Below are 24055 nucleotides of genomic sequence, written 5' to 3'. Positions count from 1 at the left end.
GTGATCGATAGTTAATTATCGCATTCCAAAACGCTTCATGCCAGCATCAGCCTCAGCCCATCGTAACCGAGTGCAACCCCCTCCGGCAGTTCTTTCTGCAGCACATCGTAGTCGATCTCGTGCGTCATATGGATGAGGTACGCCTGACGTGCTGCAATCTGACCGACATACGCCAGACTTTGTTCCAAATTCACATGCGTGTGATGCGGTTTATATCGCAGGCAGTCGATCAGCAAGACATCCAAGCCTTGCAGCAAGGACATGGATGACTCCGGGATTTCCGAGATATCGGTCAGGTAGGCAAAATTGCGAATACGCCACCCCAAAATGTCGGAACGGCCGTGCTTCACTGGAATCGGAATTACAATTTCGCCGCATACGTTGAACGGTTCGGTGACGGCGTGCGCCTTTAGCACGGGCATATCCCAGTAGGTGCCTGCATCGCGGAGGGCATAGCCGAAGCGGCTGGTGATATTCTCGATGGTATGCGGGTTGCCGAACAAGGGGATTTGTTTTTTCTGGATTTGGCAGAATGCCCTCAGATCGTCGATGCCGTTGAGATGATCGGCATGGACGTGGGTGTAAAGCACCGCATCGACGCGACGGATATTTTCCCGCAGGGATTGAGTACGAATATCAGGACCGGTATCGATCAGGATAATTTCGCCGCTGTCGGTCTGGATCGCCGAGGAACATCGGGTGCGCTTGTTGCGCGGATTGTCGGAGCGGCAAGTATCACAATCGCACCCGATAACCGGCGTGCCTGCACTTGAGCCGACCCCAAGGACAATCAGTTGCAAAGCGCCGCCGCCTGTTTGAATAAGCGGAAGAAATTCGCGCTGGTCGCCTCGCCTACCTCATCAAGAGAAATGCCGCGCAGCGCGGCTATTTCTTCGGCCACGTGCTTCACATAACCTGGCTGATTGGTCTTCCCACGGAAAGGGACGGGCGCGAGGTATGGTGAATCCGTTTCGATCAGCATGCGATCAAGCGGGACTTTTTGAGCCAATTCTTTTAGCGCAACGGCATTCTTGAAAGTCACGATGCCCGAGAAGGAAATATAGAAGCCAAGCTCCATCGCCTGCTGAGCGATTTCCCAGGTTTCGGTAAAACAGTGCATTACACCGCCCACTTGCTCGGCATGCTCTTCACGCAGAATACGGATAGTGTCTGCAGCCGATTCTCGCGTATGAATGATGAGCGGCTTACCGGCAGCAATTGCGGCGCGAATATGCACGCGAAAACGTTGACGCTGCCATTCCAGGTCACCCTGCAAGCGGTAATAGTCCAGCCCGGTTTCGCCGATCCCGATCACCTTGGGATGCTGCGCCAATCGGGCTAGCTCATCCACCGTGGGCTCGTCCTCATTTTCGTAATCGGGGTGAATGCCGACCGTCGCAAACAAATGATCGTGCGCTTCGGCAACCGCCAATACGTTGGGAAAATCCCGCAAATTGACACTGATGCACAAGCCGTAGCGCACGTTGTTTTCGTGCATCTTGGCCAGTACGGCATCGATATTTTGGGCAAGGTCCGGAAAATCCAGGTGACAGTGGGAATCGATGAACATCAGGGATACCGCAAAAAAACTACATGGTGTGAGTAGGACGAGCGGACTTCAGTGCTCCGCCTAACAAGGCTTCGATCTTATTGCGCGCCTCGATACCGCCATCTTTCTCGCTAAATTGAATGCCGATGCCTTGAGGGCGCACGCCCTGAGTTACGGGCGTAACCCAAGTCACATGGCCGACCACCTTCAGCTTATTGGGATCGTCCAGGAGCGAAAGCAACATGAAAACTTCCTCGCCCAGCCTGTATGTGCGATTGGTAGGAATAAACAAACCGCCGCCCTTAAGGAAAGGCATGTAGGCCGCATACAAGGCGCCTTTTTCCTTGATGGAAAGGGACAGCACTCCAGGTTTTGGAGCAGTCGGCGTGGTCGATTCGTCTTTTTTCTGTTCGTCACTCATGGTCTGGCAGGGCTAGGGAACAATTGAGCATAACGTAGCAGCAAGGCTTCCAACTGTAATTCGACGTTCAAAGGATGCGAGGCCTGAGCCCGCGCTTCGGCCAATGTGCGCTGAAAATCAAGCAATCGGGGCAAGTCTACGCTTTTGGCTATGCCTTGCAAAGTAGACTGATGCTCGGGGAAATAGCGCACGCTACCCGCCAATATCAGCGAGGAAAGGTCGTACATCCATTTCTGCAGGATATCGATCGCTGTAGCAAAATCCCCACGTGCCCATCCGACAGAAAGTGCGTCGATGCGCCCGCCTTTCTTGAGGTGCTGGGTGAGCGACTCGACTTCTTCACGCACCTCGACAGTATCTGCTTCCAATGCTGCTAACGGCGTACCTCCGGTAAAGGCCAAGCCGAAGGCCGGATCGGCCAACCCTTGCGCTCTGAGCCAAGCGAGGGATTCGTCCTTATTTGGTACCGGCATCGCCACTTTATGACAGCGGCTCAGGATGGTGGGTAGCAAGCGCTGCAATTGATGGGTAAGCAGGATGAATGCGGTCGCCGGAGGCGGTTCTTCAAGAACTTTCAGCAATGCGTTGGCAGCATTTGCATTCAAGGTTTCGGCCGGCTGGAGAATAATCACACGCAAACCATGACGGTGCGACGATAGTCCGACGAGGTCTCCCAGTGCGCGAATTTGATCTACGGTGATGAAGCGCGATTTTTTCTTGGCCTTGGGCGCACTGCCCTCCCCAGCTTCATCATCCCCCTCTGAACGATCTTCTGGCTCTACCTGACGAAAATCGGGGTGATTGCCTTGCGCCAGCCAGCCACAGCTCAAACAAGCACCGCAGGCGACTCCATCCGGTTGGGGGCTTTCGCACAATAACGACGCTGCCATGGCTTGCGCGAACGCCAATTTTCCCACGCCTTGCCGACCATGCAGCAAAAAAGCATGGGGCAAGCGGTCGCGCATACCCATAAGCCGCTGCCAGAGTGCGGATTGCCAAGGGAAAATGGCGGGCTTATCCAAGGCCATGAAGAAGTGCTTTCAGGGTTTCTTGAATCTCGGGAATGGTTCGGCCGGCGTCGATGATGCGGAAGCGTTGCGGGAATTGCCGGGCACGTTCCAGATAAGCCGTGCGGATACGTTCGAAAAAGTCGGCATTTTCCTGCTCGAAGCGATCCGGATCGCGCGCACCGGCCAATCGCTGACAACTCACAGCAACGGGCACGTCGAACAAAAGCGTCATATCCGGCTGCAGGCTCTCTTGCACCCAGCGCTCCAAAGTCTCGATTTTACTGGCTGAGACACCGCGCCCGCCGTGCTGATAAGCAAAGCTCGCATCGGTAAAACGGTCCGACAGCACCCATGCACCTCGCTCCAGCGCCGGCAGGATGACTTGCGCCAGATGCTCCCGCCGCGCGGCAAACATCAGCAAGGTTTCCGTTTCCGCACACATGGCGTCATGCAGCAACATTTCACGTAAGCGTTCTGCCAATTGCGTGCCACCAGGCTCTCGCGTGACGATCAGCTCTCGTCCGCCGGCTCGCAGCAATTCGGTGATCAACGGAATATGGGTGCTTTTACCTGCTCCGTCGACGCCCTCAAGCGTGATGAATTTTCCCCTCGCCATTAATTCTTTCCTAATTGATAACGTGCAACGGCACGATTATGGTCAGTCAGGTTCCGCGAAAACACATGGCTACCGTCGCCCTTGCCGACGAAATACAGATAACCATTGCGCTGATCTGGATGCAAAGCCGCTTCTATCGCACCCATGCCAGGGTTGGCAATCGGCGTAGGGGGCAAGCCTGCTCGCGTGTAAGTGTTGTAAGGGGTATCCATCAACAGGTCGCGCTTGTGAATGTTGCCGTCGTAGGATTCGCCCAGCCCATAAATCACCGTGGGGTCAGTCTGTAAGCGCATGCCAAGTTTCAACCGGTTAAGAAACACCCCCGCGATCAGGGGCCGCTCCTCCGACTTGCCGGTTTCTTTCTCGACGATCGAAGCCATGATCAGCGCCTGGTAAGGATTCGTGTAGGGCAAGCCAGGTGCTCGCGTCGACCAGGACTGAGCAAATTTATCGTGCATGGCCTGATAGGCACGCTTGAGTATATCGATATCGCTCATGCCGCTGGCAAAGTAGTAGGTATCGGGGAAAAATAAACCTTCAGGATGAGTTTCCGTGGCACCGATGCGTTGCAGAATCTCGCTATCGGTCATCGCCATACCTAGATGCTTAATGCCCTCGTGACGGTTCAATTCATCTCGCATCTGGCGGAAAGTCCAGCCTTCGATAAAAGTCACACCGATCTGAGTCACGTCGCCGTTGCTCAGCATCTCGAACAAGCGATACGGCGTAAGGTCGCGGTCCAATAGATAATTGCCGGCCTTGAGCTGCGATGCGCGACCGGTCAACCGCGCCATGACGATAAAGCTCCATGGCTCGTTGAGAATATGCTCGTCGACCAACTGACGAGCTACCAAACGGATATTACTGCCCGCCTTGACTACAAAAGTATGTGGCTTCTCTGCAATCGTGAGTTCGGATTGGGAAAAGTTCCAGATCCATGCGCCGAACCCGACAGCAACGACGCCCGCCAGCAATAACAACTTAGAGAAAAACCGCATCGTCCTCTTTCGACAATTGTTCCCGCAATTTAGCAGCCAGCACGCCAAATGGCCATGCATGACTTGCTAGATGATTGACCTGCCAGACGCCGTAAAGACTGTTGCAAATCACCACTTCATCGGCATCCATCAATTCGGAAAGCGTGATGGGCCGAACGACGGCTCGATACCCCAACTCCGGAGCGGTATCGATAATGCGTTGCCTAGTCACGCCAGCTACCCCACACTTACTCAGATCTGGCGTAATCAAGGTATCGCCAGAACGCATGAATACATTGCTCATGGTGCATTCAATGACATGGCCGTCGGTGTCGAGCATCAGGCCATCGACTACCTGCGTATCGACCCACTCCATGCGGGCTAGTACATTTTCCAGCCGATTAAGGTGCTTGATTCCAGCGAGACGCGGTTGGTGCCCCAATCGCGTTTGGCATAGAAACAGAGACACTCCGCTCGAATAGTGTTGCTCCGGATATTGAGGCAATGCCGTCTTGATAACCACTCGAGTGGGTTGTGCAAGCGCCGGCACTGCATAACCCCGTTCGCCTTCACCGCGCGTCACCACGATCTTGATTGCACATTCGGATGAGTCCCCCGCCAATTTGGAGATATCGCCGAGCAGTAATTCTTCAGAGGGGCAAACAATACCTAGCGCATTACAGTCCGTTTGCAAACGCTTTAAATGTGCAGTCCAGGTGCGTAACTGGCCTCGACGTATGGCCAATGTCCGGAACACTCCATCGCCGTAGGCAAATCCGCGATCGAAGGGAGATATCCCCGATTCGCGCTTTCCGTTGATCAGATATTCGTGTCGATGTTGCATCTCACTATTGTACCTGCCCTGGCAATAATGCTTATAGCGATTGAAGTAAGGAAAACCTGACTTGGATGAGGCGCACGTTTCTCCACAGCTCTTGTGGATAACTTTGTGAACAACCCCTTAAAAACGTAACTAACCCTTAGTTCCACATTGCTTTTTTCAAAATTGCCCACTTTTTAAACACAAGCTAATAGCTATTATTAATCAATAAGTTAAGAATAGATTTCATTAAACATCCATCTACCCTGAAAATAAAATGGCAAAAGTAGTAAACAATGTGCATAAATAGAAATGAAAAAGGGGCCTAAGCCCCTTTTTTATCAAGAAAAACCGTAGGATTTATCCTAAATTCTCTTAAAAACCAATGTTCCGTTCGTTCCGCCGAAACCGAAGGAATTAGAAATCGCAACATCGATTTTCATCTGCCGGGCTTCATTCGGCACATAGTCGAGGTCACATTGCGGATCTTGATTGAAGATATTGATCGTTGGCGGCGCCACTTGATCGCGAAGCGCAAGCGCTGAGAACACGGCTTCCACTCCACCGGCGGCCCCCAATAGGTGACCCGTCATGGACTTGGTGGAGCTCATCGCGATACGCCCGGCATGATCGCCGAATAAGCGCTTGGCCGCTTGCGTCTCAGCCATGTCCCCAGCCGGAGTCGAAGTTCCATGCGCGTTGACGTAATCAACCTGCTCCGGATTAATCTTGGCGTTGTTTAGGGCATTACGCATGCAGCGTGCAGCACCCTCGCCGTTTTCTGAAGGCGAAGTCATGTGATAGGCATCGGCACTCATACCGAAACCGGCAACTTCGCCGTAAATCTTGGCGCCGCGTTTCTTGGCATGCTCGTACTCTTCGAGCACCAACACGCCCGCACCTTCGCCAATAACGAAACCATCGCGATCGGCATCCCATGGACGGCTAGCCGTCGCAGGATCGTCGTTGCGAGTAGAAAGCGCGCGAGCAGAAGCAAAGCCACCCACAGACAACGCAGTAATCGCCGCCTCTGCACCGCCAGCCACCATGACATCGGCATCGCCGTACTCGATCATGCGCGCAGCATCGCCGATGCAATGGGTTGCCGTGGTACAAGCTGTCACGATAGCGATATTCGGACCTTTGAAACCATACATGATCGACAGATTGCCCGAGATCATGTTGATGATGGTGCCCGGAATGAAGAACGGCGAAATCTTGCGCGGGCCGCCCTCCATGTAGACCTTGTCTGTATCTTCGATCAATTGCAGGCCGCCGATCCCGGCACCGATGGAAACACCGATACGCTCGGCATTTTCTTCGGTGACTTCGAGGCCGGAATCCTTGACGGCTTCCATGCCCGCGACCAAGCCATACTGGATGAATGTATCCATGCGGCGTGCCTCTTTTGGAGACAGGTATTGCGTCGCGTCGAAATCCTTCACTTCCCCGGCAATTTGCGAGGAGAAGGCAGTCGGATCGAATTTGGTAATTCGCGAAATGCCGGACTTGCCTGCAACAATGTTGGCCCAGGCGGTTTCGACGCCGATACCGACTGGCGAAACAATACCCAGGCCCGTAATGACGACCCTACGTTTGGACAAGGCTACTCCAGGAAAAACTTAAAGAATGGTGAGGCGAGATTACTTGACGTGAGCGTTGACGTAGTCGATCGCTTGCTGAACAGTGGTGATCTTCTCAGCTTCTTCGTCAGGGATTTCGCAGTCGAATTCTTCTTCGAGTGCCATCACCAGTTCGACGGTGTCCAGAGAATCGGCACCCAGGTCATCCACGAAGGAAGACGTGTTCTTGACGTCGGCTTCGTTGGCACCCAATTGCTCGGTAACGATCTTCTTAACACGTTGTTCGATATCAGACATCAAATTTCCCCTTTCAAGTTGTAGCAAAAAAGCTGGCCGCCATTCTAGCAAACTCCAGCCGATTTCCAAAGAAACGGCCCTTAGGCCATGTACATGCCGCCGTTGACGTGCAGCGTTTCACCGGTGATATAGCCTGCTGCCGGAGAGGCCAGGAAAGCCACGGCAGCAGCGATATCCTGCACATCGCCGAAGCGCCCTACCGGTACGAGCTGGACCAATCCGTTGCGCTGATCTTCAGACAGCGCACGCGTCATATCGGTGTCGATAAAGCCTGGAGCGACGCAATTAACCGTAATACCGCGACTGCCCACTTCGCGTGCCAAAGACTTGGTAAAACCTGACATACCAGCCTTGGCAGCAGCGTAATTGGCTTGTCCGGCGTTGCCCATGTGGCCGACGACGGACGAGATACTGATGATTCGGCCCTGGCGCGCTTTCATCATAGGGCGCAGAACGGCCTGGGAAAGACGGAACACCGACTTCAGGTTGGTCGACATCACGGCATCCCAATCGTCTTCGCTCATGCGCATCAATAAGGTATCGCGGGTAATGCCGGCATTGTTGACCAGGATGGAAACGGTGCCGTGCTTTTCGCCAATCGCCTTCAAGACCTCTTCGACCTGGGCTGCGTTGTTCACATCCAACGCTACGCCTTCGCCCTTGACGCCGCCTTGCTGCAATGCCACAGAAATCTGTTCTGCTCCCGACGCAGTCGTCGCCGTGCCGATGACGGTTGCGCCCTGCTTGCCCAATTCCAGCGCTACTGCGGCGCCAATGCCGCGGCTAGCACCCGTGACCAATGCGATTTGTCCTGACAACATTGCTTTCTCCTTAAACTTCGAACTGTGCCTTGGCTTCGGCTACCGATTCATTGCCGATCAGTGCCAAACACGGCATTTCGGCGACGATGCGCTTGTTAAGACCAGCCAAAACCTTGCCCGGGCCACATTCCGCCGCTATAGCGACACCATCGGCAGCCATTTTCTGTACAGTTTCCACCCAGCGCACCGGGCTGTAGAGTTGACGCACCAAAGCATCCTTGATTTGTGCTGCATCGCCATAAGACGCCACGTCTGCGTTGTGCAACACCGGGACTTGCGGCGTGACAATGGCGACGTTATCCAGATACGTCTTCAACTTCTCCGCGGCAGGCTTCATCAGCGCGCAGTGAGAAGGCACACTCACCGGCAAGGTCAGTGCACGTTTCGCACCCTTGCCCTTGGCGGCTTCCATGCCGCGCTCGACGGCAGCCTTGTTGCCGGCTATAACGACTTGACCGGGAGAATTAAAATTGACGGCTTCCAGCACTTCGCCTTGGGCCGCTTCGGCACAGACCGCACGTACTGCATCATCGTCCAAGCCAAGAATTGCTGCCATCGCGCCTACGCCTTCCGCAACTGCGGATTGCATCACTTCGGCACGATAACGGACCAAGGGCAACGCATCCTTAAACGTCAATGCGTTTGCAGCGACCAAAGCCGTGTACTCGCCGAGGCTATGCCCGGCCATGATAGCGGGCTGACTACCGGCGGCCTGTTGCCAGGCACGCCAGGCAGCAATTCCGGCGGTTAGCATCAAAGGCTGGGTATTGGCGGTCAGGTTAAGGTCTTCATTGGCCTCTGTGGCCATTTTCCAGAAATCTTGTCCTAACACGTCGGAGGCTTCTGCAAAGGTTTCACGAACCACGGCGAGGTCGCCGAATCCTTGCATCATGCCAACAGATTGCGAACCTTGGCCGGGAAACAAAAATGCGAATTTCATGCTGAATCTCTAAAGAATTTATTGCCTGAATCAGTACTTGAGCAGCACGGAACCCCAGGTAAAACCACCACCAAAGGCTTCCATGAGCACGTTTTGACCGCGCTTGATGCGACCATCCCGCACAGCCACATCTAGAGCAAGCGGAATAGAAGCGGCTGAGGTATTGCCGTGTTGATCCACCGTGACCACCACCTGATCCATGCTCATGCCGAGCTTTTTGGCGGTGGCCTGAATAATACGAATATTGGCTTGGTGCGGGACCAGCCAGTGCACGTCGGACTTTTGCAATCCGTTGGCTTCCAGCGTTTCGTCCACGATCTGATCCAGGGTGTTCACAGCCACCTTGAATACGGCGCTCCCTTCCATCTTGATCGTCGAATCGTCACCACGCTTAGAGACGCCACAGGGAACATTCAACAGATCGGCATAACTGCCGTCCGCATGGAGATGGGTGGAAAGGATGCCAGGCTCTTCCGCTGCCTTGAGCACGACGGCTCCAGCACCATCGCCCCACAAGATACAGTTGGTGCGATCTGTCCAATCGGTAATACGGGAGATCGTTTCCGCCCCCACCACCAGGGCACATTTTGCACTGCCGGTGCGAATAAATTGATCGGCAGTTGCCAAGGCATACACAAAGCCGCTGCAAACCGCCTGAATATCGAAGGCGGGACAACCGCTGATACCCAGTTTGGCCTGGAGCGTACAAGCGGTGCTTGGGAAAACTTGATCCGGCGTAGTGGTGGCCAGGATCAGCAGATCGATATCAGTAGGCGCAATGCCCGCCGCAGCGATAGCTCGCAGGCTTGCTTGATACGCCAGATCGCTCGTCACCTCGTCATCCGCAGCAATATGGCGTTGGCGGATACCGGTGCGGGTATAAATCCATTCGTCGGTGGTTTCAACCATCCGCTCGAGGTCGGCGTTTGTGAGTATTTTTTCCGGCAGATAGCTGCCGGTGCCAGCAATTTTTGAATATATCAAGATACAGACACCATGGCGGGATGAGCATCCACTGCAATTTGTTCACCGATGCGCCGCAGCACACCGTTGCTAGCCTCTTCGACCGCTTGGTCGATGGCAAAGCCGAAAGCGAAACTATCCGCCGATCCGTGACTTTTGACCACTAATCCGTTCAGTCCAAGGAAACTAGCACCATTGTAGCGGCGATGATCGACGCGACGCTTGAATGCGTTAAGTACCGGCATGGCCGCAAGGCCCATCAGTTTGGTAAAGAGATTACGCTTGAATTCTTGGCTAATGAAAGAACGCATCATTTGCGCCAAACCTTCCGACGCCTTCAATGCGACATTGCCAACGAACCCATCGCAAACCACAACATCCACCGTGCCCTTGTAAATGTCGTTACCTTCCACGTTACCGTAGAAATTGAGATGGCTGCCGCGCAGCAACTCGCCGGCCTCCTTCACTATCTCGTTACCCTTGATCGCTTCGGAACCAATATTGAGCAGTCCTACCGTTGGGTTCGGCTTGTGCTCAACGCAGGAGCACAACATGGCACCCATGATGCCGAATTGCAGCAAATGCTCGGCCGTGCAATCCACGTTAGCACCCAAGTCCAGCACATAGGTCTTGCCATGCAGCGTAGGCAGCGTAGAGGCGATCGCAGGACGATCGATCCCAGGCAGCGTCTTCAGCACGTAACGTGCCGTTGCCATGAGCGCACCAGTATTGCCGGCGGAGACGCAGGCATGCGCTTCGCCGCTCTTGACCAGATTGATCGCCACCCGCATCGACGAATCTTTCTTGTTGCGCAAGGCGGATTGAGGCTGCTCGTCCATGGCCACAACTTCGCTGGCATGATGAATGCGCAAGCGCGGGCCGACAGAAGCACCATGAGAACGCAACTCCATCTCGATGGCCTCGGCCAGACCGACCAGAACGATATTGATTTCACTATGCCGCTTCAGAGCCTGAAGGGCTGCGGGAATGGTGACATGAGGGCCGTGATCGCCTCCCATGGCATCGATAGCAACTGTAATATCCATAACAAAACGCCGCGCCTTTTGGGCGCGGCGCATGCTTCATCGGCGGCGGGTGATTATTCGCCCTTAGCCGGCATCACCTTGCGGCCGCGGTAGTAACCGGAAGCGCTGACGTGGTGACGCAGATGCACTTCACCCGTGGTCGGCTCGACGGCCAGTGCGGGAGCGGTCAGGAAATCGTGCGAACGATGCATACCGCGCTTGGAAGGGGACTTCTTGTTCTGTTGAACAGCCATTTGTTGCTCCTAACTAAAAATCAAAAAACCTAACTTTTATTACCGGTTTTCAATCCTTCCAGCACCTGAAAGGGATTGGGCTTGCGCTCCTTGGGAGCACCATCACCAGAAGAGCAACCGTCCTCATGCCGCAACGACATTGGCAACGCCAGAAGAACTTCCTCTTCAACCAGATCCGTGACATTCAATCTAGGCTCGATGACAAGATAATCGACGTCATCGTCATCAAGATCGGAATCGGGAATATCCGATTCGTCCTTAACCAACTCGAAACGCCTGACGATTTCGAATGGATAGTCCAGCCCATTCAAACAGCGCTGACACATTAAACCTAACGTCCCGCGCAGATCCAACTGCAAGTAGAACTTGCCGCGGGAACCCCGGCTACCCACAAGCCTATACTCAACATCACCCCGACCAGAAAACAGTACTTCCTGCACCCGGGGCAAATCAGAGGCGCGGATTTTATCATGAATTTCAAGCGATTGCTCGACGAATTCAAGAGTATTGATTAACACGGGCGTAGACACCAGCCAAACCTATTCAGTCAGTAACCCAGCATGATATAATTCTTAGGTTTGGGTGTCAAAAAGCCAGCAACCACCGGCTTTCCAAGCCTATCTATTATCTATAGACGCACGCTGAAACCAATGATCAAGAAGATTCTCGTAGCCAATCGCGGCGAAATTGCTGTACGCATCGTGCGCGCTTGCTCCGAAATGGGCATCAAGTCGGTCGCCATTTATACCGATGCCGACCGCCACGCACTGCATGTCAAGAAAGCGGACGAAGCCTATAACATCGGCTCCGACCCGGTGCAGGGCTATTTGAACGCTCACAACATCGTCAATCTCGCGGTAGCAGCAGGTTGCGATGCTCTGCATCCGGGTTATGGCTTTCTTTCAGAGAACCCTGTGCTCTCTGAAATCTGCGCCAAGCGCGGCATCAAGTTCATCGGCCCTGGCCCGGAGGTCATTGCCCAGATGGGCGATAAGATCCAAGCCCGCAATGCCATGATCGCCGCCGGTATTCCATGCGTACCCGGTAGCGACGGCAATCTTGCAGATGTCGAGGAAGCGCGCAAGCTTGCAGGGAAGATCGGCTATCCGGTCATGCTCAAAGCGACCAATGGCGGCGGCGGCCGGGGCATTCGTCGTTGCAATGATGAAAAAGAGTTGCTGGCCAATTACGAACGCGTAATTTCCGAAGCCAGCAAGGCATTCGGCAAGCCCGAAGTCTTCATGGAAAAGTGCGTAGTCAACCCGCGTCATATCGAAGTGCAAATCCTGGCTGATAGCCAAGGCAGTGCAATTCACCTGTTCGAACGCGACTGCTCGATCCAGCGCCGAAACCAGAAACTGATCGAAATCGCTCCGTCGCCGCAACTCACGCAAGCCCAACGCGATTACATCGGTAATCTCGCCGTGAAGGCGGCCAAGGCGGTCGGCTACGAAAACGCAGGCACAGTCGAGTTCCTGCTCGACCAGGACAATAATTTCTATTTCATGGAAATGAATACGCGCCTGCAGGTCGAGCACACGGTGACAGAAACCATCACCGGCATCGATATCGTGCAAGAGCAAATCCGCATCGCCGACGGCATGCCGCTGCAGTACAAGCAAAGCGAGGTGCAGTTCCGCGGCTTTGCGATGGAATACCGCATCAATGCAGAAGACCCCAAGAACGGCTTCTTGCCGAGCTTCGGCAAGATCACCCGTTATTACGCTCCGGGCGGACCCGGCGTGCGCATCGACGCGGCTATGTATTCCGGCTATGTCATTCCACCCTACTACGACTCCATGTGTGCCAAGCTTACAGTTTGGGCACTGGATTGGCCTGGCGTGATCGAACGCGGTCGCCGCGCGCTGAGCGACATGGTGGTGTACGGCGTCAAGACCACGATTCCTTATTATCAGGAAATCATGAAGCATCCGGAATTCCGCTCCGGTCGTTTCAATACCAGCTTTGTTGAGTCGCACCCGGAACTAGTCAATTACGCGATCCAGTTCCCGCCCGAGCTCATGGCAGCCGCGATTTCGGCAGCCATTGCAGCGCACGAAGGCATTTGATCAATTTTTAGATAGAAGATTAAGACTATGGCGAAAGTTCTTGTTTCTGAACTTGTTTTGCGTGACGGACACCAGTCCCTCATCGCTACGCGGATGCGTACCGAAGACATGCTCCCGATTTGCGCATCGCTCGACAGTATCGGCTTCTGGTCGCTGGAAGCCTGGGGTGGCGCCACCTTCGACGCTTGTGTGCGCTACCTGAAGGAAGACCCGTGGGAACGCCTCAAACGCTTGCGCAAAGCACTTCCCAATAGCCGCATCCAGATGCTGCTGCGCGGTCAAAACCTGCTCGGCTATCGCCATTATTCGGACGATGTGGTGCGCGCCTTCGTGCAGAAATCTGCCGATAACGGCGTAGACGTATTCCGCGTGTTCGACGCCATGAACGACGTACGCAACCTTCGCGTATCGATTGAAGCCGTCAAGAAATCCGGAAAGCATGCCGAAGGCACCATCAGCTACACCACAAGTCCGGTTCACGACATCCCCTATTTCGTGAACCTGGCCAAAGAACTAGAAGCCATGGGCAGCGACACCATCGCCATCAAGGATATGGCTGGCCTGCTCACCCCGACGGCAACCTATGACTTGGTCAACGCGATCACCGCCGCGGTCAAGCTACCGGTTCACCTGCATAGTCATGCAACGTCCGGTCTATCCGCCATGTCTTTCATCAAGGCCGTGGAAGCCGGTGCTGCCATTCTGGACACCTGCATCTCTCCCTTCGGCGAGGGCGCCAGCCACCCTTCTACCGAAAGCATCGTGGCAGCGCTGGCCGGCACCGAGTACGACACCGGCCTCGATCTCGGCAAGCTGCAAGAAGTGGCAGCTTATTTCCGTGAGGTGCGCAAGAAATACTGGCAGTACGAAAGCGATTTCACCGGCGTGGATACCCGCGTGCTGGTTAATCAGGTTCCGGGCGGCATGATCTCCAACCTGTCCAACCAACTCAAGGAACAAGGCGCGCTCAATCGCATGGACGAAGTGCTGAGCGAAATCCCCCGCGTTCGTGAAGACCTGGGCTTCCCTCCGCTCGTCACACCAACCTCGCAGATCGTCGGCACGCAAGCCGTGCTTAACGTACTCACCGGCGCACGCTACAAATCTGTGACCAATGAGGTCAAGAATTACCTGCTCGGCCATTACGGCAAGGCACCGGGCACAGTCAACGAAAGCATTCGCGCATTGGCTGTCGGCAACGGCGAAGTTATTACCTGCCGCCCCGCCGATCTGCTGGAAGACGAAATGGACAAGCTGCGCACCGAGGTCGAATCGCTCGCTCGCAGCGAAGAAGACGTACTGACCTATGCAATGTTCCCGGAATTGGCCCAAACCTTCTTCCAGGAACGTGCCGCAGGTACGCTCAAACCCGAACCGCTGCTGGAAAAAGAAGCAGTTTCTGCCGCTGCTCCGCGTTTCGCACCCAGCGAGTTCAATGTGACGCTGCACGGTGAGACTTTTCACATCAAGCTCACGGGCAGCGGCCACGCAGGTGAAGAGCAGCGCCCGTTCTACGTCTCGGTCGATGGCATCGCAGAAGAAGTTGTCGTAGAGACCCTGAGCGAGATCGAAGTCTCCGGCGGCAGCAACGGCGGCCAGAAGAAAAAAACCTCTTCGTCCTCGTCCAGCAGCGGCAATCGCCCGCGCCCCACCCATGAAGGCTGCGTAACCACCGCCATGCCTGGCACCATCGTCGACATCAAGACCAAGGTCGGCGAGAAGGTCAATGCAGGCGACGGCGTGTTGGTGATCGAAGCCATGAAGATGGAAAATGAAATCCAGGCCCCCAAGAGCGGGATCGTGGTCGGCATCCATGTCCAGAAAGGCGATGCTGTTACGCCGGACGAAACCCTGATCGAAATTCAATAAGACTGTCAGGCCGGCGCAAGCCGGCCTTTTTATTTGTACTCATGAAACTGATACTTGCATCATCTTCTCCCTATCGCCGCGAATTGCTCGAGCGCCTGCAACTCCCTTTTTCAACGATTTCCCCCGAAGTCGATGAAACACCGCTTGCTGGCGAAACGCCGAACCAGACAGCCCTACGTCTCGCCCAAGCCAAGGCCCGTAAAGTCGCCGAATCGCATCCTGATGCCCTCGTCATTGGCTGCGATCAAGTCGCCACACTCGAGGGATTGCAACTCGGCAAGCCGCTTACGCACGACAATGCCGTCAAACAACTGCGTTTAGTGCGCGGCCGCATCGTTAATTTTCACAGCGCCATGTGCCTGTACAACCCTCAAACCGGCAACATGCAGGCCGAGGACGTCGTGTATGAGGTTAAATTCCGCATGCTAAGCGATAGTCAGATCGAAAATTACCTTGTCCGCGAACAGCCCTACCACTGCGCCGGTAGCGCCAAGTCCGAGGGGTTGGGCATCGCGCTTATCGAATGGATGCGAGGCGATGATCCGAATGCCTTGATCGGGTTGCCTTTGATTCGGTTGATCTCTATGCTGGAAAAGGAAGGCGTCGCTGTTATTTAACTGAACAGAAAGGTCTACAGATGAATGTCCGGTTCGCGATCCCCGTTTGCCTGATCATGCCGTTATCGGTATTTGCCGCAGAAACCGCGACTTCGTTGCAAGACCAGAAAAACGTTGCTGTCACCATCTATAACGACAATCTGGCGCTGGTCAAAGACCAACGTAACCTTCATCTCGATCCGGGCAGCAGCACCCTTGCTTTCAAGGATGTGAGCGCGCAGATTCGACCGGAAACCGCCCTCCTGCGCAGTCTAAGTCAGCCGGGCAAGCTTGCCGTGATCGAGCAAAATTTCGATTTCGACTTGCTTACGCCGCAAAAGCTGCTGGATAAGTTCGTCGGGAAAACCGTCACTATCGTAAAAACCAATCCGGCTACGGGCGCAGAATCATCCGAATTGGCACATGTGCTTGCAAACAATGCCGGAACGGTACTGAAATTTTCAGACCGTATCGAGACCGGCGTCCCCGGTCGCATCGTCTACCCGGAAGTGCCGGCCAATTTACGCGAGCGGCCGACGCTCGTCATGTCGCTCACTAACAGCGGAGCGGCTAATCAAGACGTCGAACTAAGTTACCTGACGGGCGGGCTGGGATGGCATGCGGATTATGTGGCTGAACTGAATGCAGCCGAGAACAAACTGGATTTATCGGGCTGGGTGACGCTCACCAATACCAGCGGAACGACTTATCGCAACGCCAAGCTGCAACTGGTCGCCGGCGACGTCAATCGTGTTGTAGCGGCCATGCCGATGTTGGCTGCCCCCATGGCTGCACGCAAGGCAGAGATGGCAGCAGACAATGCCATGCGAGAAGAAAGCCTGCTGGAATATCACCTTTATTCGCTGGATCGGTCGACCACGATAGAAGAGAGCCAAACCAAGCAAGTGTCCTTGCTTTCCGCCTCTGAAGTGCCTGCGAGAAAAGAACTCGTGCTTCAAGGCAGCAGCTATTATTACCAGGCCAGCTACGGCGATCTGGGTCAAAAGCTTAAGGTGGGTACGTTCCTGGAGTTCGACAACAAGGAAGTCGCGCACCTGGGATTGCCTTTACCCAAGGGCGTGATGCGGGTCTACAAGAAGGACGCGAACGGCAACGTGCAATTTGTTGGCGAAGACAGCATCGACCACACGCCCAAAAACGAGAAAGTTCGCCTCAAACTTGGCGACTCGTTCGACGTAACCGCAGACAAAAAACAGACTGACTTCAAGAAAATTGCCGGCGACTCACGCAATCTCACCATCGAGAGCGCTTACGATATCCAGCTTAAAAATGCCAAGAATGAGGTCGTTACCGTCACGGTGCTGGAGCCCGTTCCGGGCGATTGGAAAATCGTCAGCGAAAGCCAACCGCATACCAAAGGTGCCAGCAACACGGCGGTGTGGAAGATCATTGTGCCTGCTGAAGGCAAGGTCAGCCTGGTGTACAGGACACGGGTTAAATTCTGATTTACTTGCAGAGGCCTATAGAGCCTTTTGCGCATGTCTTGCCATCTACCCATTTCGCACCGGATAGGATGGCTTTATTGAATTGCGCATTGCGAATATCGGCACCGGAAAGATCCGCATAAGATAAATTTGCGCCAGTAAAATTTACATTCGCGAGATTCGCATCCCGTAAATCCGCTCCAACCATCAAATAACCGGATTTATCACAACCGTGCCAATCTGCCCCACGCAGGGGCGCCGCTACACAGTTTCCGCGTACTTTCCCAGACAAGCCGAGATCGATGACAGGGCTATCGTGGAATGCATACAAGGCCAACCCCACAGGTAGCGCAGCCAGTAGCAATAACACGGCGCTCCACCCCATCCTAAAATGCGAGCGACGAAGCTCGGTATCGACTTCCATATAGGTAAGTCGATACGCGTGCTCTTCAACGGTTTCCGGTCTATTTCGTCGATCCCCGCTCTGCCTTCGGCTCACCCATACCGATGGCTGATCCGAAGATTCATTGGCACGTCGGTCAGGATATTTGCGTTCGTCGTAATGGCGCAGAGCCGCTTTTACACGTTCATCCCGCCACTCCAGATCATCCGCGACGGTTTCGGGCTCTAACAGGCGCTGGAGTGTTGCATTGATTTCTTCAATCTGTCGAAAATCGCTCCATGCATGCGTGTCCAGACTGAGCAAATCTCCCTCTTGGATGCGACCCAGAAGAATTTGCTGACAAACCACAGTTTCGGGAAACGGACCGCTCGTCTCCGTTCCGCGCCTTACCCAATAAGTCCGATAGACGCTCATACTGTCGCCGGCTTCGCTTTACTCAGCCTGGACATGAGTTGAGCCGACAAGAGGGAAATTTGTTTGAATTGTTCGTACCCCGCGGCATCAAGTTCCGCTTGATCCCGATCCGCGTAAAACAAGCCTACTACCTTGCTCTGCACGCTCAAGGACATGGCAAAAAAGTCGCGACCGGAGGTAGTGGTTTCAATGTCCGGCGTCATTACTGGAGCATATCTCTGTCTGGTTTCGTCAGATACCCACACAGCTTGAGGCTTGCCCATCAGGATGCTGAACAAATGCCGTTGCTGCATCCCGAACTGGAATTTCTTAAGCGGCGAATCGGATGTCGCTCCAAACACATATCGTGCAGTTAATGTTGTATTGTCCTTTGCCAATAGCGCAAATACGATACGGTTAAGCCCAATCCCTTCGTGCATCCCGCGAACAACCAGACTCAGCAGCTCGCTCAAAGAGATTTCCCCTTCGGACTTACTCCGAATTTGCTCCATCACAGTTTCAAAAGCACTTTTGGCATGAGCATCAGCCAAGGCATCATCCTGTTGCAATTCAGGCCAATCACCCTCGAGCATGGGTAGCCATGCCGCTGGTGGAGTTACATCAGCAAAAGGATGTCGCCTGGCAGCCTCAACCATGCAGCGGTGAACCTGTACAACCGTCTCGTCAGGCGTTTGACGGCGAATAACGGATGCCAACTCCAAATCTTGTTGAATTTCTGGATGCCACCAACCTCGATCTGCGTTCCTCACGATACGATTGGCGAGGAAAACTAATGCGGGACGATGAGCAGGGTCATCGGATGGAAGTGCCATACCGCCCACGACCAGCGGAGGAAGGTGCATCATTTCGCCTAAATTTCTGGCTTGTTTCAACCACGCCTCTTCGAAAGTGCCAGAGAGCGTTTGAAACCAAGAATCGATTTCGTTGCTAACGAGCTCAGGCACCGTCACCCATAGTCCGATTTCTGCCATGTTGTGTAGCAGTCCAGCGACATAGACTTCCTCGGGGGCGATATCCAATCGTTGCATCGCCCACTCCCGGGCCAGATAAGCACTATGCCGGGCCAGCGTAACAGCCTTGAGAAGTCCTCCGCGGTGATCTGGCGCGATCACTTCTTCCACGGCGGGGAGTCGAGTCAAACGTTCAAAGACATTGGAAAAACCGAGCAACATGACTGCATGTTCGACGGTTGCAATACGTTGGTCGAACTCCCCTCCCCGGCGCGCATTTGCTTGTCGCAGCAAGTTAAGCGTCATCATGGGATCAGCCAAGATCACAGCAGCGATATCTGCGGCCGACGTCTTTGCCCTGCTGCTCAATGCCTGTAGCGCTTTCCGTGTTGCATCCAAAACCGGAAACTCTTGTTTTGTCAGTTGCTGCAAACGCGCGTCGTCGAGAAGTGAACTCACTTAAAATTTCCCAGGTGGAACAAATTCTTGTTCATATTCTGCGTATTCCGCAAAACCCCAACAGGAGTTGCGGTAAACGTCGATTCATAGCAGAATCGCACGGGTATTCTAACCGCGCAAGCATAACAAGCAAGGAACGTAGGGAATGAACCTGATTCTCGGGGCAGTCATTATTTTAGGTTGTATCATCGGCGGTTATGTCTTAGAGCACGGCCATCTCGCTGCACTCATCCAGCCCATTGAATTGCTTATCATTGGCGGCGCCGCCTTTGGCGCGTTCATGATCGCTCACCCGATGTCTACCGTTAAAAAATCGTTCGGCAGCATTGGCAAGATAATGAAGGGCTCGACCTACAACAAAGCCAAGTACATGGAACTGCTGGCATTGATGTATGCCTTGTTCAGCAAAATCCGTAAGGACGGCCTAATCGCGCTCGAAGCCGATATCGAAAATCCCGAACAAAGCGCTGTGTTTTCCCAATACCCAGGCGTCCTGGCCGATCATCATGTACTCGACTTTATCTGCGACTATTTCCGCATGATGGTAGGCGGCAGCATGAATGCCTTCGAAATCGAAAACTTGATGGATGTCGAACTGGAAACCCATCATCAGGAAGCGCACAAACCTATCGCGGCTATTCAAGGGGCTTCAGATGCCCTCCCCGCATTCGGTATCGTGGCCGCCGTGCTGGGCGTGGTGATTACCATGGGTGCTATTGGCGGCCCCCCTGAAGAGTTGGGCCACAAGGTGGGGGCTGCACTAGTTGGTACCATGTTGGGTATTCTGCTCTCCTATGGCTTTGTCGGACCGATGGCAACTTCGCTCAATAACATCATGGAAGATGAAGCCAAGTTCTATGTATGCATCAAAACTTGCATCATCGCCTACTTGAATGGTTATGCTCCCCAGGTCGCAGTTGAATTCGGCCGTAAGGTATTATTCTCCGACGTACGTCCAAGCTTCCTCGAACTGGAAGAACACGTAAAACAAAAGAAATAACAGGCTGAGAGCGCACCATGGCAGAAGACAATACCCAGCCAATTATCGTCAAGAAAATCAAGAAAGGCGGCCATGGTCATCATGGCGGCGCGTGGAAGATTGCATACGCCGACTTCGTGACCGCGATGATGGCCTTCTTCCTCTTGATGTGGTTGCTGGGTTCAACGACCAAAGAACAAAAACAGGCTATTTCCGACTACTTCAACAATCCTAGTCCCATCATGGGTCCGGGCGGCGCGAGTACCAGCATGATCAAGGTCGGCGGCGGCAAGGATGTGACCTATTCAGAAGGCGACACCAAGCGCGGCTCCAACGAAAAGGACGTAGCCAAGGAAGTCCAGGCGCAGAAAAGCGAGGTCGGACAGATCACGCAAGACGATAAACAGCGCCTGCTAGATTTGAAAAAGGAACTGGAAAAAGAAATTGATGCTAGCGAAGCTTTGAAACCTTTCAAGGATCAATTGCTTCTTGAGATTACAAAGGAAGGCTTGCGCGTGCAGATCATCGACAAGGAGAACCGACCGATGTTCAGTAGCGGCAGTGCCATCATGCAGCCCTACGCGGTAGGCATTTTGAAAGAGATCGGTAAGGTCATTAACCATGTACCTAACCGCATCAGTCTATCGGGACACACTGATGCTACGCCCTATTCCAAATTTAACAACCTCTATACGAACTGGGAGCTTTCCGCCGATCGTGCTAACGCTTCACGCCGTGCACTTATCAATGGTGGCATGGATGAAGATAAGGTCGCCCGCGTAGTAGGTTTGTCGTCGGCTGTGTTGTTCGACAAGGAAAATCCTAACAATCCGATCAATCGCCGCATCAGCATCATCGTCTTGAACAAGGAAACCGAAGACGCCATCCTGCATGACGAAGGCAAACTCGACCAGACCACATCAGATGCCAACAAGGCCAGCAATGCTCAGCCCGCGGTTCCAGAAGCGCCTTCGGCAGCGCCACAACCTCAAAACAATACTAGCGAACCTCCCAGCAAGCCGGCTCAAACCAGCAAGCCAATAAACTCATCAAGCAAAGCTGTCCCGGCCGATGCTGTTGCAGCCGCTGCGGCTGCTTCCGCTGCTGCGTCCGCCGCTGCCAAACACTAAAAACGCCAGAGATACAACTTGGATTTGTGCAGGTCATCAACCTGCACAATTTGATGGGGCGGGTGCCCTGGGATATCGAATGTATTGCTGATCAGCACACTCCCCGGGCGCATTTCATTCTTCGCCTTCTGCCACAATGTTGGCATCGGGACGGGTGAAAGGTATGCATACACAACATCGTAACGATTTAAATCGACGCGCCAAAAACTACCCCATGTCACTTGGCAGTTAGCCTGCCTTGCCAGCTTGATGCGTAGCCAACTCATAAAAAATGGCAACGGCGCATGTTCTATTCCGTAGAAGAACCCGTCTGGCCTGGCACTCGCCAAATGAGTCAGCACGCCACCCAGACCGCATCCCACATCTATAAAAGTAATTGATTGTCTAGGCTGCGGTGCTGGCAGCAAGGTTTCCAGTGCGGTCCACGCTTTGTTGCTCGTTAAGTAGAGCGGAACTCGTGATTGGTAAGCGCTCCAATAGATGACCAGCAGCAGCACAAATCCAGCGAGATAAGCCCAAGAAGGCAACTCCAATTGCGACGCCGCGAATACCACCGGAATAAACAAAATCTGGATCGGCACCCACCAAAACGGTAGTTGTGCTGCTGCCCCCAGGACAGCAGCACAACTACCACAAACAAAGCCGAGTTGAAGTGTCGTCAGCGGAAGGTGGAAATGATGTTTAAGCCAAAGGACAAGAACGAAAGAGACGAATTGCGCAAGCAGCGCAGTGGCAATAGGAGGCAGGCTTAACAGGAATCTAGGCAAGGTTTGCCAGCAAGGTTTTCACTGGACCGAAGCTGCGGCGGTGAATCTCCGTTACGCCGTGCAGCGTCAGAGCATCCAGATGCTCCGGCACGGGGTACCCCTTGTGCCGGTCGAAACCGTATTGAGGATAGATTTCATGCAAACGCAGCATATCTGCATCCCGAGCCGTTTTGGCGAGAATAGATGCGGCAGATATTTCAGCCACCTTGCTATCGCCTTTGACGATGCCTTGCGCCGGATATGGGATGTCAGGACAATGCAACCCATCTACCAATACCTCGTGCGGACTCGCTCCCAATCCTTCAACCGCACGTTTCATGGCGAGCAAACTGGCACGCAGGATATTGATGCTATCGATCTCTTCTACGCTGGCTTCGGCAATACACCACGCCAACGCCCGCTCCTTGATCAGCAGCGCCAGCTCGTCCCGTTTCTTCTCGGAAAGCTTTTTAGAGTCGGCCAATCCCTGAATGGGACGAGCCGGATCAAGAATTACTGCAGCCGCAAACACTGCGCCCGCCAAGGGGCCTCGCCCTGCCTCATCAACGCCGCAAATCAGTTTCATCCGATCATCTCCAGTACAGCTTCAGCGGCCTTTTCACCGGCATCCTGCTTCAGCTGATGGTGGATTTCTTCAAATTCACGCTGGATTTCAGCAACACGCTGTTTATCAGAAATCATGGGGAGCAATGCCTCGGCCAAGGCTTGGGGTGTTGCCTTGTCTTGCAATAATTCGGGCACTACGCTCTTTCCGGCGAGAATATTCGGCAACCCCACCCAAGGCAGATAGCCCATGCGCTTCATGATGGGCCAACTCCACTTGGATATCTTGTACGCAATAACCATGGGACGCTTGAGCAAAGCGGCCTCCAACGTCGCGGTTCCCGAGGCAACAATAATGCCGTCAGCGGCGGCCATCGCCATATGCGCATGGCCGAAAAGCAGCTTAAATGCGAGATCCTGCGCCTGATTGCGATAAATCGCACTCTCGAATTTACTACGGGTTTCCCTTGTTACAAGCGGGACCAGGAATTGCGCGTCAGGAAAGTCCGCCGCAATTTTTTGTGCTGTTTTGACAAACAGGTCCGCCATGAAATCGAGCTCGCTTTGGCGGCTTCCCGGCAACAGGGCTATCACCAGGCCAGGGTCGGTGATCTTGAGCGCCATCCTTGCAGCGTCCTGGTCTTGCTTAAGCGGAATCATATCCCCTAGGGGATGGCCAACGTACGTAGCCGGGATATTGGCGGTGTCGTATATCGGTTTTTCAAAAGGGAACAAGCACAGCATGTGACCAGCCGCCTGTTTGATTTTCTTGATTCGACCATGACGCCAAGCCCAGATCGAAGGGCTGACGTAGTGCAGGGTCTTGACACCCCGACGCCGCAGCATCATTTCAAGCCCCAGATTGAAATCCGGCGCGTCGATACCGATGAACAGGTCTGGCGGATTATCGATAAAGCGACGCGCAAGCTCCTTGCGCATGCGCACCAAGCCCCAATAGTGGCGTAGCACCTCAAAATAACCACGGACGGCCAAGCGCTCCATAGGATAAAGCGACTTGGCCCCCTGGGCCATCATTTTTGGACCAGCGATTCCGACAAATTCTATATCAGAGCGTTTTGCCTTGAGTGCGGCAATCAAGTGGCTGCCGAGCAAGTCCCCTGAGGCTTCCCCGGCTACGATTCCAATAGTTGGCAT

General features: G+C 54.0%; 26 protein-coding genes. 6 read left to right on the top strand and 20 right to left on the bottom strand.

All coding sequences use genetic code 11. The annotated features are described in order from the left end of the window. Positions 1-35: 35 nt before the first annotated feature. The 15 genes from NMK_RS02910 to NMK_RS02840 form a co-directional block, all read right to left on the bottom strand. Positions 36-800: an MBL fold metallo-hydrolase gene (locus tag NMK_RS02910; protein ID WP_109014256.1), complete on the bottom strand. Its 765-nt coding sequence runs from the start codon at positions 798-800 to the stop codon at positions 36-38. Continuing rightward, positions 791-1570 carry a TatD family hydrolase gene (locus NMK_RS02905; protein ID WP_109014255.1) on the bottom strand — a complete coding sequence of 260 codons (780 nt, stop codon included), beginning with the start codon at positions 1568-1570 and terminating at the stop codon, positions 791-793. The genes NMK_RS02910 and NMK_RS02905 overlap by 10 nt, the downstream gene beginning before the upstream one ends. Positions 1571-1589: 19 nt before the next feature. Next, the gene (locus tag NMK_RS02900; RefSeq protein ID WP_109014254.1) at positions 1590-1970 is read right to left on the bottom strand and encodes a PilZ domain-containing protein; all 381 of its coding nucleotides are present in this window, start codon (positions 1968-1970) and stop codon (positions 1590-1592) included. Next, entirely contained in the window at positions 1967-2998 is a 1032-nt protein-coding gene (holB, locus tag NMK_RS02895; RefSeq protein ID WP_109014253.1) for a DNA polymerase III subunit delta', read from the bottom strand. The genes NMK_RS02900 and holB overlap by 4 nt, the downstream gene beginning before the upstream one ends. After that, positions 2985-3596: a dTMP kinase gene (gene tmk / locus NMK_RS02890; RefSeq protein ID WP_109014252.1), complete on the bottom strand. Its 612-nt coding sequence runs from the start codon at positions 3594-3596 to the stop codon at positions 2985-2987. Before tmk ends, holB begins: the two co-directional genes overlap by 14 nt. After that, positions 3596-4594: an endolytic transglycosylase MltG gene (gene mltG, locus NMK_RS02885; protein WP_109014251.1), complete on the bottom strand. Its 999-nt coding sequence runs from the start codon at positions 4592-4594 to the stop codon at positions 3596-3598. Before mltG ends, tmk begins: the two co-directional genes overlap by 1 nt. Continuing rightward, positions 4578-5417 (bottom strand): aminodeoxychorismate lyase, encoded by an 840-nt coding sequence (gene pabC, locus NMK_RS02880; protein ID WP_109014250.1) that lies wholly within the window; start codon positions 5415-5417, stop codon positions 4578-4580. The genes mltG and pabC overlap by 17 nt, the downstream gene beginning before the upstream one ends. A 341-nt stretch (positions 5418-5758) precedes the next feature. After that, positions 5759-6997: a beta-ketoacyl-ACP synthase II gene (gene fabF / locus NMK_RS02875; RefSeq protein WP_109014249.1), complete on the bottom strand. Its 1239-nt coding sequence runs from the start codon at positions 6995-6997 to the stop codon at positions 5759-5761. A gap of 39 nt (positions 6998-7036) precedes the next feature. Beyond that, entirely contained in the window at positions 7037-7273 is a 237-nt protein-coding gene (gene acpP / locus NMK_RS02870; protein WP_109014248.1) for an acyl carrier protein, read from the bottom strand. An 80-nt stretch (positions 7274-7353) separates the two neighbouring features. Further along, positions 7354-8094, bottom strand: coding sequence for a 3-oxoacyl-ACP reductase FabG (gene fabG, locus NMK_RS02865; RefSeq protein WP_109014247.1), 741 nt, complete (start codon positions 8092-8094; stop codon positions 7354-7356). 10 nt (positions 8095-8104) lie between these two features. Beyond that, positions 8105-9034 (bottom strand): ACP S-malonyltransferase, encoded by a 930-nt coding sequence (gene fabD, locus NMK_RS02860; protein WP_109014246.1) that lies wholly within the window; start codon positions 9032-9034, stop codon positions 8105-8107. A 30-nt stretch (positions 9035-9064) separates the two neighbouring features. Further along, entirely contained in the window at positions 9065-10018 is a 954-nt protein-coding gene (locus NMK_RS02855) for a beta-ketoacyl-ACP synthase III (protein ID WP_109014245.1), read from the bottom strand. Beyond that, a complete protein-coding gene (gene plsX, locus NMK_RS02850) occupies positions 10015-11043 on the bottom strand; it encodes a phosphate acyltransferase PlsX (protein WP_109014391.1) in 1029 nt (342 codons plus the stop codon). The genes NMK_RS02855 and plsX overlap by 4 nt, the downstream gene beginning before the upstream one ends. Positions 11044-11096: 53 nt before the next feature. Beyond that, the gene (gene rpmF / locus NMK_RS02845) at positions 11097-11276 is read right to left on the bottom strand and encodes a 50S ribosomal protein L32 (RefSeq protein ID WP_109014244.1); all 180 of its coding nucleotides are present in this window, start codon (positions 11274-11276) and stop codon (positions 11097-11099) included. Positions 11277-11305: 29 nt separating this feature from the next. Beyond that, a complete protein-coding gene (locus NMK_RS02840) occupies positions 11306-11806 on the bottom strand; it encodes a YceD family protein (RefSeq protein ID WP_146187123.1) in 501 nt (166 codons plus the stop codon). 120 nt (positions 11807-11926) lie between these two features. On the opposite strand from NMK_RS02840, the gene NMK_RS02835 reads away from it, so the two are divergent. From NMK_RS02835 to NMK_RS02820, 4 genes are read left to right on the top strand one after another with little or no spacing between them, the layout of a single operon-like run. Next, positions 11927-13345: an acetyl-CoA carboxylase biotin carboxylase subunit gene (locus NMK_RS02835; protein ID WP_109014242.1), complete on the top strand. Its 1419-nt coding sequence runs from the start codon at positions 11927-11929 to the stop codon at positions 13343-13345. Positions 13346-13372: 27 nt separating this feature from the next. Continuing rightward, positions 13373-15214, top strand: coding sequence for a sodium-extruding oxaloacetate decarboxylase subunit alpha (gene oadA, locus NMK_RS02830; RefSeq protein ID WP_109014241.1), 1842 nt, complete (start codon positions 13373-13375; stop codon positions 15212-15214). 41 nt (positions 15215-15255) lie between these two features. Continuing rightward, positions 15256-15831 carry a Maf family nucleotide pyrophosphatase gene (locus NMK_RS02825; RefSeq protein WP_109014240.1) on the top strand — a complete coding sequence of 192 codons (576 nt, stop codon included), beginning with the start codon at positions 15256-15258 and terminating at the stop codon, positions 15829-15831. A gap of 20 nt (positions 15832-15851) precedes the next feature. After that, positions 15852-17276, top strand: coding sequence for a DUF4139 domain-containing protein (locus NMK_RS02820; RefSeq protein ID WP_109014239.1), 1425 nt, complete (start codon positions 15852-15854; stop codon positions 17274-17276). Between the two features lies 1 nt (position 17277). Here the strand turns inward: NMK_RS02820 and NMK_RS02815 are convergent, their stop codons facing one another. Together NMK_RS02815 and NMK_RS02810 are read right to left on the bottom strand one after the other, a co-directional pair. Beyond that, positions 17278-18072, bottom strand: a complete 795-nt coding sequence (locus tag NMK_RS02815; protein WP_109014238.1) for a pentapeptide repeat-containing protein — start codon at positions 18070-18072, stop codon at positions 17278-17280. After that, positions 18069-19481 carry an HDOD domain-containing protein gene (locus NMK_RS02810; protein ID WP_109014237.1) on the bottom strand — a complete coding sequence of 471 codons (1413 nt, stop codon included), beginning with the start codon at positions 19479-19481 and terminating at the stop codon, positions 18069-18071. Before NMK_RS02810 ends, NMK_RS02815 begins: the two co-directional genes overlap by 4 nt. Before the next feature lie 145 nt (positions 19482-19626). Here NMK_RS02810 and motA point away from each other — a divergent pair, with 145 nt between their 5' ends. Both motA and motB read left to right on the top strand, forming a co-directional pair. Then, complete coding sequence (gene motA, locus NMK_RS02805; protein WP_109014236.1) at positions 19627-20481, top strand: flagellar motor stator protein MotA; 855 nt, start codon at positions 19627-19629, stop codon at positions 20479-20481. A 17-nt stretch (positions 20482-20498) separates the two neighbouring features. Continuing rightward, positions 20499-21590, top strand: coding sequence for a flagellar motor protein MotB (gene motB, locus NMK_RS02800; protein ID WP_109014235.1), 1092 nt, complete (start codon positions 20499-20501; stop codon positions 21588-21590). Here the strand turns inward: motB and NMK_RS02795 are convergent. Genes NMK_RS02795 through lpxB form a run of 3 tightly spaced genes read right to left on the bottom strand, consistent with a single transcriptional unit; the run spans position 21587 to position 24055 of the window. Then, complete coding sequence (locus NMK_RS02795; RefSeq protein ID WP_109014234.1) at positions 21587-22357, bottom strand: class I SAM-dependent methyltransferase; 771 nt, start codon at positions 22355-22357, stop codon at positions 21587-21589. The two genes, motB and NMK_RS02795, sit on opposite strands and share 4 nt — an antisense overlap. After that, entirely contained in the window at positions 22350-22922 is a 573-nt protein-coding gene (rnhB, locus tag NMK_RS02790) for a ribonuclease HII (RefSeq protein WP_109014233.1), read from the bottom strand. The genes NMK_RS02795 and rnhB overlap by 8 nt, the downstream gene beginning before the upstream one ends. Then, complete coding sequence (gene lpxB / locus NMK_RS02785) at positions 22919-24055, bottom strand: lipid-A-disaccharide synthase (RefSeq protein WP_109014232.1); 1137 nt, start codon at positions 24053-24055, stop codon at positions 22919-22921. Before lpxB ends, rnhB begins: the two co-directional genes overlap by 4 nt.

Source organism: Novimethylophilus kurashikiensis (assembly GCF_003112435.1).
Lineage (GTDB): Bacteria > Pseudomonadota > Gammaproteobacteria > Burkholderiales > Methylophilaceae > Novimethylophilus > Novimethylophilus kurashikiensis.
Note: the sequence above shows the minus strand (reverse complement) of the source record. Positions and strands in the feature narration are given on the sequence as shown.